Here is a 13,393-nt window from a genome sequence, read left to right as displayed (position 1 = left end):
TCCTCAATTTCTCGAATGAGAAACTGATAGCTCCGGAAAAAAAGCAATACGACGCCACTGACAAATAAATCAGTAAATTGCTTTTTAGAAGATGCAATAAACCCTAACCTTTCCGGTCACAGGTAAAACAGGGTTATGCAGTGTGAGCACCACGAGATACAGGCGTTAGCCTGCAATGCAAGGGGTCAGGAAGACCTGTATGCTGGAGTGCCCTTAGTCGAAAGACTAACGGGCATTAAAGAAATGAAAGTCGAAGCTGTTACGGTGAGCAAACATCATAATATGAGTTGTCCGCCTTATATGGGGCATTGTACGGCTATTATTTTCCATTTTGGTTACCTTTACTGGATAAGTGGAAGGTGAGGGTATTTTATCCAGGAAATGAGCCTGATCTGTGAAGAAGATCAATAAAAAACGATCATTTCTAAAATATTTAGTCGTTGTTTATGCATATCACACGATAAGATATCGTATTGTTGTTTATATGTTATGAATTTGTATTTTTATATTTTTTAAGGAATGAGCTTACACTGCAAAATACATTATTTGCAGTGTGGTTAATGATAAAAATGATATTTAGGAATTAATTAAAAAAAATGAATAACCATTCATGGCATAAAACGATAACCGATTCCGGTTTCGGTAATGAAATGGCGGGGGCGGGCGGGATCTTTCTCCAGTTTCTGTCGCAGGTGACCCATATAAATACGCAAATAGTGACTGTGCTCGACGGCGTTCGGGCCCCAGACCTGGTTCAACAGCTGGCGCTGGGTGAGCACTTTGCCCGCATTATTCAGCAACACGGCCAGTAGGCGAAACTCAATCGGCGTCAGGTGAATTTCTTCTTCATCACGGTGGACAAGGTGTGCTGCTAAGTCCACTTTTATGCTGGAAAACTGCACGATGGGGTCAGGAGAAGGGCCGCTGGCGTGACGGCGCAGCGCCACGCGTAAGCGCGCCTGTAGTTCGCCAATGCCGAAGGGTTTACTCAGATAGTCATCGGCGCCCGCATCCAGCGCAGTGATTTTATCGCTCTCCTCGCTGCGAGCAGAAAGCACAATCACCGGAATTGCGCTCCATTGTCGCAGGTCGCGAATAAAATCGATGCCGTCGCCGTCAGGCAGGCCAAGATCAAGAATGATGAGATCGGGTTTCCGCGTGGCGGCTTCCAGCAACCCACGGCTTAGCGTCTCTGCTTCGTACACGCGCAGCCCGTCGCTTTCCAGCGCGCTGCGCAGAAAGCGGCGAATAGCCTGTTCGTCTTCAACAATCAGAACGTTGGTCACATATCCTCATGAAAATCTTCAAGTTCAGGCGCAGTTTCCTGCGGGAGTGTAACACGGAAACAGGCTCCGCCCTGCGGGCGATTGTGGGCGGAAATCGTTCCACCGTGCACTTCAACAATCGCCTGGCAAATAGCCAGCCCCAGCCCAACGCCCGGTACGGCAGACTCTTTATTTCCCCGGGCAAATTTGTCGAAGATGCTTTTCTCCTGCCCGTCAGGAATGCCAGGGCCATTATCCCAGACGTCAAGCTGAAGATGTTCGTCTTCAATATGGGCATCAATGCCGATCTCCGCCTGTGAACCGGCATATTTGACGGCGTTTTCCAGAAGGTTGATCAGTACCCGTTCAAACAGCGGGCCGTCAACGTGTACCAGCGTCAGCGGCGCTGGCAGCGACAGGTTAATGGGGTGGGATAGCCCCGGCTCCAGCATTTGCAGAGCGCTGCCGACAACCTCTTCCAGCGTCAGCCACTCTTTTTTAAGATTAAATCCACCGGACTGAATGCGTGCCATATCCAGCAGGTTATTCACCAGTCGGGTGGTGTTGAGAATGTGCTGGCGGATTTCGCTGGCCTGGCGCGCATGTGGCGATCCTTCACTTGCCAAATCCAGGGTTAAAATCTCCGCCTGACCAAACAGCACCGTCAGCGGCGTGCGCAAGTCGTGGGAGAGGGCGGCGAGCAGGGCATTGCGAATGCTCTCGCGCTCGCTGGCGAGTCGGGCCAGCTCTTCACTGGCGGTAAGCGTCAGACGCTCCAGCGCGCTGGCGACCAGCAAGGTGAATGTTTCCAGTAGCCGCTGTTGCTCCGGGAGCATCAACTGGCGAAGATTCCCCGGTTCGACCACCACCAGTCCATGCGTTTTATCGGCGCTTTTTAACGGTAAAATTTGATACGGCACGCCGGGCAGGGTATCTGTGCCCGCCCCGGCCGGCTGGCCTTTGTCAAAGCTCCACCGGGCGATGGCGTCATCCCACGGCGTTATGCCCTGCTGGTGGGTCAGCGGCATCAGCGTGCCGTTTTCATCCGGCAATAACACCTGGCTGCGGGCCTGAAACGTGGAGGCGATAAACTGTTCGCTGGTGGCGGCGATATCCTGCCTGCTTCGCCCCACCGCCAGCGCTTTGGACATCTCGTACAGATGGCGCGTGCGCTGTTCCCGATAGCGGGCAACCCGCGCCTGATAGCGCACGCCCGCCGTCAGGTTACCGATCACCAGCCCCACCGTCAGCATCACGGCGAAGGTCAACAGATACTGCACATCGGAAACGGCAAGCGTGCCGCGAGGAGCAATAAAAAAGAGATCGAAGCTGGCGACGTTAATAAAGGTTGCCACTACCGAGGGCCAGCGCCCATAAAACAGAGCGATAATTACCACGCCCAGCAGATACAGCATCACCAGGTTAGCGGCATCAAAGGCGACCATCCACTGTACGGCGATGACGGTGGTCACCGCGCAAAGGGCGATCGCGACCAGGCAGCCCTGTATCTGCACCCGCCACTTATCTTTGAAGCCACGGGTATCCGGTGTCTGATTCAACGGGCGAGTCGGGGGATCATCAAGGGCGACAACTACCTGATCGAGATCCGGCGCCTGTTTCGCCAGGCGATCGGCAAACGAATCTCTGCGCCACCAGCGTCGCGTTGCCGGACGACCCAGCACAATTTTGCCGAGGTTATGTTCCCGGGCGTAACGCACAACCGCTTTTTCTTCGGCGGGCTCGGAAAGCGTGGCGGTCTCTGCGCCCAGCTCCTGCGCCAGACGCAGGGCGCTTAAGATGGCGCGCCGCTGCTTTTCCGGCAGGCGATGCAGCGCCGGGGTTTCGACATACACCGCGTGCCAGACGCTGCCGAGGCGGGCAGCCAGCCGCGCGGCGGCACGCACCAGTTTTTCACTGCCGGTGTTGTGCCCGATGCACAGCAGAATGGCGTCGCGGGTATGCCACACTTTCTCTTCGCCCGGATGACTCCGCCAGGCGCGCATTTGATCGTCCACCCGGTCGGCCGTGCGGCGCAGCGCCAGTTCACGCAGGGCGATCAAATTGCCTTTGCGAAAGAAGTGCTCAATGGCGCGTTCAGCCTGACCGGCAATGTACACCTTGCCCTCCTTCAGACGCGCTCGCAGATCGTCAGGCGGCAGGTCGACCAGAACCACCTCGTCGGCGGCATCGAAGAAAGGGTCTGGCACGGTTTCACGAACCTGAATGCCGGTCACGCCACTGACCACATCGTTGAGGCTTTCCAGGTGCTGGACGTTGACGGTGGTAAAGACGTCAATACCCGCTTCCAGCAGTTCTTCGATATCCTGCCAGCGTTTGGGGTGGCGCGAGCCTGGCGCATTACTGTGCGCCAGTTCGTCCATGAGAATAAGCGCCGGGCGACGGGCCAGCGCCGCGTCGAGATCGAACTCGCTGAGATGGCGTCCGTGACGCGTCTGCCGTTTTAGCGGCAGGATGCTGAGGCCGTCCAGCAGCGCGGCGGTCTCTTTACGCCCGTGGGTTTCCACGACACCCGTCAAAATATCCAGCCCTTGCGCCCGCAGTCGCTGCGCCTCAGCCAGCATCGCCCAGGTTTTCCCGACGCCTGCGCAGGCGCCGAAGAAGATTTTCAGTTTTCCCCGGTGTGGTGCGGCGGTCTGTTCCAGTAGGCGATCGGGGTCAGGGCGTAGCGGTTCTTCATTAACCATCAGAGCTTATCCAGCGCTAAATTGAGTTCCACGATATTGACCACTGGCTGGCCGATAAAACTCACCAGCGGCTTTTGCGTATATTCTGCGACCAACTGCGTCACGGCTTCAACGCTGAGATTTCGCGCTTTGGCGACGCGCGGGATCTGCCACGCCGCCGCTGCTGGCGTCAGGTTATTGTCCAGCCCGCTGGCGGAGGCGGTGAGCAGTTCCACCGGAATCGTCGTGCTGGCGTCCGGGTTAGCGGCCCGCAGCGCCTTCACCCGCTGCTGCAACTGTTTATCCAGCTCCGGGTTGCTGACCGCCAGATTACTGCCGCCGGAAGCCATGGGATTATAGGGTATTTCCGCCGTTGCTGACGGGCGTCCCTGAAAATAGCCGTCGGCGGTAAAATTCTGCCCGATAAGCGCAGAGCCGCGCACGAGACTGCCATCAACAATCAGTGAACCGTTAGCCTGATACGGGAACCACCATTGCCCCAGCGCGGTGGTAAGCAGCGGGTAAATGCCGCCGGTTAGCAGCGTCAGAAACACCAGCGTTGATAATGCAGGACGTAATCCACTCATTATAAACCTCACACCAGACCCAGCAGAGTCAGCAGTAAATCAATCACTTTAATGCCGATAAACGGCACAACCAGACCACCCAGGCCGTAGACCCACAGGTTACGGCGCAGCATGGCAGAGGCCGAAAGCGGCTTATAGCTCACCCCTTTCAATGCCAGCGGGATCAGAAAAACGATAATCAACGCATTGAAGATCACCGCGCTGAGGATTGCGGAATCCGGCGAATGCAGACGCATAATGTTCAGCGTATTCAACTGCGGGTACGTCGCGGCAAACGCCGCCGGAATGATGGCGAAATATTTCGCCACGTCATTGGCGATACTGAACGTGGTGAGCGAACCGCGCGTCATCAGCATCTGTTTACCGATATGCACCACTTCGATCAGCTTGGTCGGGTTGGAATCCAGATCCACCATGTTACCGGCTTCTTTCGCTGCCTGAGTACCGGAGTTCATCGCCACCGCCACATCAGCCTGCGCCAGCGCCGGTGCATCGTTGGTTCCATCGCCGGTCATCGCCACCAGGCGACCTTCAGCCTGGTACTGGCGGATCAACGCCAGCTTGGCTTCTGGTGTGGCTTCCGCCAGGAAATCATCCACACCGGCTTCTGCGGCAATCGCCGCTGCCGTCAGGCGGTTGTCGCCGGTGATCATCACCGTTTTGATGCCCATTTTGCGCAACTGGGCAAAACGTTCCTTAATCCCGCCTTTGACAATATCTTTCAGCGCGATAACGCCCAGCACGCGGGAACCTTCCACCACCACCAGCGGCGTGGCGCCAAGACGGGCGACGCTATCCACTTTTTGCTCCACGTCAGCGGGGAAGTGACCACCGCTGGCTTCAACGTGGCGGCGAATGGCGTCCACGGAACCTTTACGGATCATTCGGTTATCAATGTTGATACCGCTCATCCGGCTTTGCGCGGTAAAGGGCACAAAGGTGGCATGGCGCGACTGCACATCGCGCTCGCGCAGATTAAAACGCTGTTTGGCGAGAATGACGATGCTGCGGCCTTCCGGCGTTTCGTCGGCCAGCGAAGAGAGCTGCGCCGCGTCGGCCAGCGTCTTTTCATCCACGCCCTGAGCGGGCAGAAAGTCCGAGGCCTGACGGTTGCCGAGAGTGATGGTACCGGTTTTATCCAGCAGCAGCACGTCCACGTCGCCTGCGGCTTCCACCGCCCGCCCGCTGGTGGCGATGACGTTTGCTCCCAGCATTCGACTCATCCCGGCGACGCCGATCGCCGAAAGTAATCCGCCGATAGTGGTGGGGATCAGGCAAACCAGCAGGGCGACCAGCACCGTCACGCTGACGACATGGCCGCCCCAGGCGGAAAAGGGCCAGAGCGTGGCGGTTGCCAGTAAAAAGACAATAGTCAGGGCAATCAGCAGAATGGTCAGCGCGATTTCGTTTGGCGTTTTACGGCGCTGCGCGCCTTCCACCATCGCGATCATCCGGTCAAGGAAGGTTTCGCCGGGATTCACGCTGCATTCGATGACCAGCCAGTCGGAGAGAATACGTGTTCCGCCGGTCACTGAGGCAAAGTCGCCGCCGGATTCACGAATCACCGGCGCGGACTCACCGGTAATGGCGCTTTCGTCCACCGATGCGCCGCCTTCAATGACCTCGCCGTCGCAGGGAATAATATCGCCCGCTTCAACCAGGACGATATCCCCTTTACGCAGCTCATCGGCAGGGAGGCGATCCGCCTGCGCGCCATACTTTGGTTCACGCAGTTTGCGGGCAAATGCCGTTTTCTTCACCCCCTTCAGACTGCTGGCCTGTGCTTTGCTGCGACCTTCCGCCAGCGCTTCGGCAACGTTAGCGAACAGGACGGTAACCCACAGCCAGAGGCTTATCGCGCCAGTAAAACGGGGATTCCCTGGCATCTGCCCGGTTGCCATCGCCACCGTGATAAAGGTCGTCAGCAGACTGCCGATCCAGACAATAAACATGACCGGATTGCGCCACTGGGTATGTGGGCTTAATTTTTTCACGGCCTCGATCAGCGCCTGAGCGACCAGGGAGGGTTCGAACAGCGCCAGTTGTTTGCGACTCATCACCATGTACTCCGCTTCGCTCAATATAAAGAGAGGTGTTCAGCAACCGGCCCAAGCGCCAGCGCAGGAATAAAGGTCAGTGCGCCCACCAGCAACACCGTACCGATCAGCAGGCCGACAAACAGCGCGCCGTGCGTCGGCAGTGTGCCGGGGCTGGCCGGCTGGCGCTTTTTACCGACCAGCGATCCGGCAATTGCCATGACCGGGATAATCACCCCGAAGCGACCGATAAACATGCAGAAGGCCAGCAGGCAGTTCCAGAAGGGTGTGCTGGCGTTCAGACCGGCAAAGGCGCTGCCGTTGTTGTTGGCCGCCGAAGAGACGGCGTACAGCACTTCGCTAAAACCGTGTGGGCCGGGGTTGAGCATTCCGCTGCGGCCGGTTTCGGTCATCATCGCCAGCGCCGTACCGAGCAATACCAGCGTCGGGGTAATCAGAATCGCCAGGGCGGTCATTTTCATTTCGCGCACGTCGATTTTTTTACCCAGATATTCTGGCGTGCGGCCAATCATCAGCCCGGCGATAAATACGGCTAACAATACGAACAACAGCATGCCGTACAAACCCGAACCGACGCCGCCAAAAACCACTTCGCCGATTTGCATCAGCCACATTGGCACCATGCCGCCCAGCGCGGTAAAAGAGTCATGCATAGCGATAACCGCCCCGCAGGAGGCCGCCGTGGTCACGACGGCGAACAGGCTGCTGACCAGCACGCCAAAGCGGCTCTCTTTGCCTTCCATATTGAGGCTGCTGTCGGCGCCAAACTTCAGCAGATGAGGATTACCCTGGACTTCCGCCGACATCACCACGGCGACGCAGACCACGAAAATGATCGACATCGCCCACAGCAGCATCTGCCCCTGACGGCGATCGCCTGACGCATCGCCAAAGGCAAAGCAAAGCGCGGCGGGAATCAAAAAGATCGCCAGCATCTGTACCATGTTGGTTAATGCGCTCGGGTTTTCAAACGGATGCGATGAGTTGGCGTTGAAGAACCCGCCGCCGTTGGTGCCGAGCATCTTTATGGCTTCCTGTGAAGCTACCGGCCCCATCGGCAAAAGCTGTTTCACACCTTCAACGCTGGTGAACGGTTGATAGGGCATCAGGTTTTGCAGTGCGCCCTGCTGGATGAAAAGCAGGGCGATTAACAGGGCGAGCGGCAATAAGATCCACAGCGTAATGCGCACCAAATCCATCCAGGCGTTGCCCAGCGTATCCATGCTCTGGCGCGTAAAGGCGCGGATCAGGGCGAAGATCACCGCGATACCGGTAGCCGCCGACAGGAAGTTCTGTACGGTCAGTCCCGCCATCTGGCTGAAGTAGCTTAAGGTGGTTTCCCCACCGTAGGACTGCCAGTTGGTATTGGTGACAAAACTGATGGCCGTATTGAGCGCCAGATGCCAGGAAAGGCCAGGCAACTGCTGCGGGTTCAGCGGCAGCAGGTTTTGCCCCAGCAGCATCAGAAACAGCACTGCCAGACCCAACAGATTCAGGGTAAGAATGGCCAGCAGATACTGTTTCCAGTCCATTTCCTGCGCCGGTATCCCCAACCCGCGCCATAGCAGACGCTCTGCGCTGGCGGTGCCTGGCAGGGGAATGTTGTTGATAAGTCGCGCCAGACCCACGCCTAAAGGGCGGGCGAGCACGAACAGGATCAGTAAAAAACTGGCTGTCAGTAAAAATCCCTGGGCCGCCATCAGAATGCCTCCGCATTAATCAGGGCATACACCAGGTAACCCAAAAGTAAGAAAATCAGCATGATGCCGATGATTACGCCTGCACTCACGGTGCACCTCCAGTGGTTTTTCTTCTGATATGCGGAGGGTAATTTTTTGCCTGCAAAGATTTCGCAAAAATCGGCGCGTAGGGTGTAAAAAAAGTATAAAAATGGAAAAGACCATCATTTAACTAATGATTAGTATTAATTTAACTTTTATGTAACTTAATTACGGGGCGAATGTAAATAAAGCTTAAATAGACAAAAATAAGTGGTCGGATGAGTAGTAAAATTACACGCAAAGCGGTACTATTTTCAGCAGATAACCAATTTGACTTTACCGGTGATGATTACCGGCCAGATAAAGGGGAGAAAAGTATGGAACTCTATAAAGAATATCCGGCTCATGTTGTTTTGTTACGCCGCACTCTCGCCGTTGTGGCTGGGGTTCTGGCGCTGCCGGTCATGTTGTTCTGGAAAGACCGTGCTCGTTTTTACAGCTATCTGCATCGCGTCTGGTCGAAAACCAGCGATAAACCGGTGTGGATGGAGCAGGCAGAAAAAGTGACCTGCGATTTCTACTGATATACAGCATCGTCCGAGAAAACCGCCAACAGAAATGTGGCGGTTTTTTTATACGTTATGCCGGATGGCGGCGATGCCTTATCCGGCCTACAGATAGTGCCACGCTGTAGGCCCGGTAAGCGCTGCGCCACCGGGCGTAATGTCATTCAGGACTCAACCGCCAGCGGGCGGTTTCTGAATTTGAGTGACTGATACAGCCAAATCAGCAGTACCAGCGCCACGCAGGCCAGCGCTCCCCAGGTTATCTGGTCGAACACATCGATATAGGCATTGATGGCGTAGTTGATCGCGCCGCTTGCATCAAACGCGCTCTGCGAGGTCTGATCGGCAATGACGCCAGCCAGATAGTTGGCGATCGCGCCGGAGAGCAACATATAGATACCGGTCAGAACGCCCGTCACGCCAGGGATCTCAATACGTGTAATCTGCGACATTGCGACCGGGTCGATGAACAACTCGGCAAAACCCATTACCGCCAACCCTAAGATCATCAGTGGCATAGAAGAGTGACCGTAGGCGGCAGATAACCGGGCGCTTACGGTCAGAATGCAGAATCCGGCGCTCATCAAACCGAGGCCCAGGGCGAATTTCCCCCAGATCCGCACGGTACGGTTGCCGCCCATACTCTCCTTAATCAGCCAGGCCAGCACCACGCCGCACAGCATGACCGCGAAGGCATTCACTGACTGGAACATCGCCGTCGGTACTTCGTAACCCAGAATCGTACGGTTCACGAATCGGTCGATGTACAAACTGATGGAGCTGCCGCCCTGTTGGGCGAACGCCCAGAACAACATGCTGAAGAAGGTGAGAACCACAATCAGCCCCAGCTCTTTACGCTGTTTTTGCGTCTGTGCCTGACGGTAGATTTTTGTCAGCACCGCAAGACCAATGACGGTGGCGACAATCAGCGCATAGACCGACCATTCTTTCCAGAACAGCACCGTGATCAGCAGCGGCGCGGCGACCAACAGCACCAGCAGCCAACACCAGTTGGGCAGAACAAACGTTCTGGCGTGCAGCGTGGCTTTATTCACCCCAGTGGTGTGGGCGAAATGGCGATTGCCGCACAGGAAGATAATTAACCCGGCGATCATGCCGATAGCGGCCAGCGCAAAACCCATCGCCCAGCTGTACTCTTCCTGAACATAACCACAGGCGATAGGGGCAACGATCGAGCCGATATTGCCGGCGGCATACAGCAGTGAGAATCCCCCGTCGCGGCGTGGATCTTCCGGTTTATACAGCTCACCCAACAGGCAACTGATGTTGGATTTGAACAGACCGTAACCGCAGACGATGATCGCCAGCGACAAATAAAGGAAGGTCGGCGCGATTTCACTCGCCCCCAGCACCAGATGCCCAACGGCCATCAAAAATGCTCCCAGCATGACCGCCATGCGATTACCAAGCACTTTATCCGCCAGATACCCGCCGAGAATCGGGGTGACATAGACCAGCGAACAGTAAGCGCTGAACAGCGCATACGCATGGTTATCGTCGTATTTTAGCTGGTTGGTGAGGTAGAGAATCAGCAGGGCGCGCATGCCGTAAAAGCTGAAGTATTCCCAAATTTGCAGTGCGACGACGTAATAAATGGCGCGCGGTTGAGAAGATGGTTTATTCATTGTGATTCCGGGATGGATGTCACACCGCAAAAGAAATCCGCGGCGTGAGTGTGTTTCCTTAAAGTTATAACTTCGATACAGATCTGATTATTTTTGCAATATGCTGTCTGATTGCATAAATATACATGAATCAGATCGAGTAAGGGTAAGCATTTTGCGTCTTAAAACGGCGTGATTGTTTCTCAATGTGTCGAAGAAATGGCTATCGACGAAGTGACGGGAGAACGCTATTTTAACGTAGTGCACATATGAAGAAGGGAGCGATGATGAAAAACACCGAACTGGAACAACTGATCAATGAAAAGCTGAACAGCGCGGCCATCAGCGATTACGCGCCGAATGGCTTACAGGTTGAAGGCAAAGAGACGGTGCAAAAAATCGTGACCGGCGTGACGGCAAGCCAGGCCTTACTGGATGAAGCGGTACGCCAGCAGGCTGATGCGGTCATCGTTCATCATGGTTACTTCTGGAAAGGGGAATCTCCGGTCATTCGCGGTATGAAACGCAATCGGCTGAAAACGCTGCTGGCGAATGACATTAACCTCTATGGCTGGCATCTGCCGTTGGATGCGCACCCGGAACTGGGAAACAACGTGCAGCTGGCGGCGCTGCTTGGCATTACCGTGATGGGGGAAATCGAGCCGCTGGTGCCGTGGGGAGAGTTATCAATGCCGGTGCCGGGGCTGGAACTGGCCTCGTGGATTGAAGCGCGCCTGGGGCGTAAACCGTTATGGTGCGGCGATACCGGGCCGGAAAAAGTGCAGCGTGTGGCCTGGTGTACCGGTGGCGGGCAAAGTTTTATCGACAGCGCCGCGCGCTTTGGCGTGGATGCGTTTATTACCGGCGAGGTCTCTGAACAGACGATTCACTCCGCCCGCGAACAGGGGCTGCATTTCTATGCCGCCGGACACCACGCCACCGAGCGCGGCGGTATTCGCGCGTTAAGCGAATGGCTGACTGAAAATACGAGTCTGGATGTGACCTTTATTGATATTCCTAATCCGGCATAACGCATAAAACACGAGAGGGACGAAAGTGCAACGAGCGCGTTGTTATCTGTTAGGTGAAACGGCAGTGGTGCTGGAGCTTGAACCGCCGGTCACGCTGGCATCCCAGAAACGCATCTGGCGACTGGCGCAGCGTCTGGTCGATATGCCGAATGTTGTTGAAGCGATTCCGGGTATGAACAATATCACGGTGATCCTGCGCGAGCCGCAGACGCTGGCGCTGGATGCGATTGAACGTTTGCAGCGCTGGTGGGAAGAGAGCGAGGCGCTGGAGCCTGATTCACGCTTTATCGAAATTCCCGTGACCTACGGCGGCGAGGGCGGCCCGGATCTGGCGGAGGTGGCGCGACACAGCGGATTAAGCGAAATATAGTCATTCGCACCCTGAGAATTACACTTTAAGTGATTCAGGGTATGCGCTTACTGGTTACGAATATTGAGCGAGAATCACGTGATGATCGCCGCTTTTCTTTCGAGCCAGTGGGTGCTCCACGTTCGCTAACGAATACTCAGGGCATGCAGATAAACTGCTGGCTATATTTCTTTCGAAGAGCGTGGAATGCATACCAATCCCCGATAAAAAGGAGTTGGTGATGACTGCGACTAATCAATTTGCTGCGCACGTTGGTCTGGACTGGGCAGATAAAAAGCACGATGTCTGTGTTCAGTTTAAAAACGGTGAACGCACATTCCATGTGATTGAACATACGCCGGAAGCACTTGATGTCTGGCTTACCGAGTTACACCAGAAGGTAAAAGGCAGGATCGCTATCGCCGTTGAGCTGAAGAAAGGTCCCGTGGTGTATGCTCTTCAGAAATATCCATTTATCACCGTTTTCCCCGTCCACGCTTTGTCCCTGGCTCGTTACCGGCAGGCCTTCTCGCCCAGCGGCGCTAAAGATGACCCGCAGGATGCCGAGCTGGCATTAGAGTTAATGCTGCGTTATCCCCAAAAGATAAAAGCCATTGAACCCGACAATGCGGATATCCGGTTACTCCAGCAACTGGTTGAGCAGCGCCGTCAGCTGGTTGAAGATAAACGCCGTTTTGTGAACCGGATAATCAACACACTTAAACAGTATTATCCTCAGCCACTGGAGTGGTTCTCACATCGGGGTAGCTTACTATTGTGTGAGCTGATTATCCGGTGGCCCAGTCTGCAACAACTGAAACGAGCGAGGCGCGACACGATCCGCAACTTTCTGAATGCCAAAGGTGGCCGCGCAATGGCTCTTACCGAGCAACGTGTTGCGAGTATTGATAACGCGATCCCATTGACTACAGACCCGAGCGTTATAGAGGCTAATGCTTTGATGGCAACAGCACTGGCGACACAAATTAAAGTCGTGAGTGAAATCATCAAAACCTATGACGAACGAATCGAAGCGTTGTTTGACACATTGCCAGATGCGGAGCTGTTCAAATCACTTCCGGGCATGGGGCCGTGTATGGGCCCACGAATGCTTGCTGCACTTGGTGATAACCGTGACCGGTTTAACAGCGCTGAAGAAATTCAAAACTACGCAGGTATTGCACCGGTGACAGAACGAAGTGGCCAGAAATCCTGGGTTCACTGGCGATGGCAGTGTGCCAAGTTCGTCAGGCAAACCTTTGTTGAATGGGCTGCCAAGACGGTTAATTCATCATACTGGGCCAGACTGTATTATCAGGGCCTCAGAGAGAAGGGCAAATCTCATCAGTCTGCGATCCGGGCACTGGCGTTCAAATGGATAAGGATCATTTACCGCTGCTGGAAGGCCAGAACCCAGTACGATGAAGCAAAATATTTGCTGGCTCTCGAAGCGCGCCACTCGCCCTTACTGAAGCCATAAAAAGCTTGTCGAATGTCTCAGGGCGTGA

At 55.2% G+C, this 13,393-nt stretch carries 11 protein-coding genes and 1 pseudogene; 4 read left to right on the top strand and 8 right to left on the bottom strand.

The features are described from left to right. Positions 1-225: 225 nt before the first annotated feature. The 7 genes from speFL to kdpF form a co-directional block, all read right to left on the bottom strand. A complete protein-coding gene (speFL, locus tag OGV50_RS18145; RefSeq protein WP_114149115.1) occupies positions 226-330 on the bottom strand; it encodes a leader peptide SpeFL in 105 nt (34 codons plus the stop codon). Positions 331-608: 278 nt separating this feature from the next. Further along, entirely contained in the window at positions 609-1,286 is a 678-nt protein-coding gene (kdpE, locus tag OGV50_RS18140; protein ID WP_012133308.1) for a two-component system response regulator KdpE, read from the bottom strand. Next, entirely contained in the window at positions 1,283-3,970 is a 2,688-nt protein-coding gene (gene kdpD / locus OGV50_RS18135) for a two-component system sensor histidine kinase KdpD (protein WP_200092032.1), read from the bottom strand. The genes kdpE and kdpD overlap by 4 nt, the downstream gene beginning before the upstream one ends. After that, on the bottom strand, positions 3,970-4,536 hold the full coding sequence (gene kdpC, locus OGV50_RS18130) for a K(+)-transporting ATPase subunit C (protein ID WP_047458134.1): 567 nt from the start codon (positions 4,534-4,536) through the stop codon (positions 3,970-3,972). Before kdpC ends, kdpD begins: the two co-directional genes overlap by 1 nt. Positions 4,537-4,544: 8 nt before the next feature. Further along, positions 4,545-6,593: a potassium-transporting ATPase subunit KdpB gene (gene kdpB, locus OGV50_RS18125; RefSeq protein WP_200092053.1), complete on the bottom strand. Its 2,049-nt coding sequence runs from the start codon at positions 6,591-6,593 to the stop codon at positions 4,545-4,547. 20 nt (positions 6,594-6,613) lie between these two features. Next, on the bottom strand, positions 6,614-8,293 hold the full coding sequence (kdpA, locus tag OGV50_RS18120; protein ID WP_200092071.1) for a potassium-transporting ATPase subunit KdpA: 1,680 nt from the start codon (positions 8,291-8,293) through the stop codon (positions 6,614-6,616). Next, the gene (gene kdpF, locus OGV50_RS18115) at positions 8,293-8,382 is read right to left on the bottom strand and encodes a K(+)-transporting ATPase subunit F (protein WP_047458128.1); all 90 of its coding nucleotides are present in this window, start codon (positions 8,380-8,382) and stop codon (positions 8,293-8,295) included. Before kdpF ends, kdpA begins: the two co-directional genes overlap by 1 nt. 309 nt (positions 8,383-8,691) lie before the next feature. On the opposite strand from kdpF, the gene OGV50_RS18110 reads away from it, so the two are divergent. Further along, positions 8,692-8,898: a YbfA family protein gene (locus tag OGV50_RS18110; protein ID WP_024130535.1), complete on the top strand. Its 207-nt coding sequence runs from the start codon at positions 8,692-8,694 to the stop codon at positions 8,896-8,898. 146 nt (positions 8,899-9,044) lie between these two features. Here the strand turns inward: OGV50_RS18110 and OGV50_RS18105 are convergent, their stop codons facing one another. After that, the gene (locus OGV50_RS18105; RefSeq protein WP_200092076.1) at positions 9,045-10,526 is read right to left on the bottom strand and encodes an MFS transporter; all 1,482 of its coding nucleotides are present in this window, start codon (positions 10,524-10,526) and stop codon (positions 9,045-9,047) included. A 266-nt stretch (positions 10,527-10,792) separates the two neighbouring features. Between OGV50_RS18105 and ybgI the strand changes: the two genes are divergently transcribed. The 3 genes and pseudogenes from ybgI to OGV50_RS18090 all read left to right on the top strand — a co-directional run bounded on the left by ybgI (position 10,793) and on the right by OGV50_RS18090 (position 13,365). Further along, the gene (gene ybgI, locus OGV50_RS18100) at positions 10,793-11,536 is read left to right on the top strand and encodes a radiation resistance protein YbgI (RefSeq protein WP_024130534.1); all 744 of its coding nucleotides are present in this window, start codon (positions 10,793-10,795) and stop codon (positions 11,534-11,536) included. 25 nt (positions 11,537-11,561) lie between these two features. Continuing rightward, a pseudogene (locus OGV50_RS18095) lies at positions 11,562-11,900 on the top strand (carboxyltransferase domain-containing protein); the annotation flags it as partial. A gap of 226 nt (positions 11,901-12,126) precedes the next feature. After that, on the top strand, positions 12,127-13,365 hold the full coding sequence (locus tag OGV50_RS18090) for an IS110 family RNA-guided transposase (protein ID WP_003030308.1): 1,239 nt from the start codon (positions 12,127-12,129) through the stop codon (positions 13,363-13,365). The last annotated feature ends 28 nt before the right edge of the window (positions 13,366-13,393 follow it).

The sequence above is a fragment of the Citrobacter sp. CK180 genome, from assembly GCF_030333655.1.
Classification (GTDB): Bacteria; Pseudomonadota; Gammaproteobacteria; order Enterobacterales; family Enterobacteriaceae; genus Citrobacter_B; species Citrobacter_B koseri.
This window is presented reverse-complemented; position numbering and strand designations above follow the sequence as displayed.

Excerpts from the sequence above, each read along its gene's own strand:
- kdpC (WP_047458134.1), bottom strand. The coding sequence starts at position 4,536 with ATGAGTGGATTACGTCCTGCATTATCAACGCTGGTGTTTCTGACGCTG.
- kdpB (WP_200092053.1), bottom strand. The coding sequence starts at position 6,593 with ATGAGTCGCAAACAACTGGCGCTGTTCGAACCCTCCCTGGTCGCTCAG.
- kdpA (WP_200092071.1), bottom strand. The coding sequence starts at position 8,293 with ATGGCGGCCCAGGGATTTTTACTGACAGCCAGTTTTTTACTGATCCTG.
- speFL (WP_114149115.1), bottom strand. The coding sequence starts at position 330 with ATGGAAAATAATAGCCGTACAATGCCCCATATAAGGCGGACAACTCAT.
- kdpD (WP_200092032.1), bottom strand. The coding sequence starts at position 3,970 with ATGGTTAATGAAGAACCGCTACGCCCTGACCCCGATCGCCTACTGGAA.
- ybgI (WP_024130534.1), top strand. The coding sequence starts at position 10,793 with ATGAAAAACACCGAACTGGAACAACTGATCAATGAAAAGCTGAACAGC.
- OGV50_RS18090 (WP_003030308.1), top strand. The coding sequence starts at position 12,127 with ATGACTGCGACTAATCAATTTGCTGCGCACGTTGGTCTGGACTGGGCA.
- OGV50_RS18110 (WP_024130535.1), top strand. The coding sequence starts at position 8,692 with ATGGAACTCTATAAAGAATATCCGGCTCATGTTGTTTTGTTACGCCGC.
- OGV50_RS18105 (WP_200092076.1), bottom strand. The coding sequence starts at position 10,526 with ATGAATAAACCATCTTCTCAACCGCGCGCCATTTATTACGTCGTCGCA.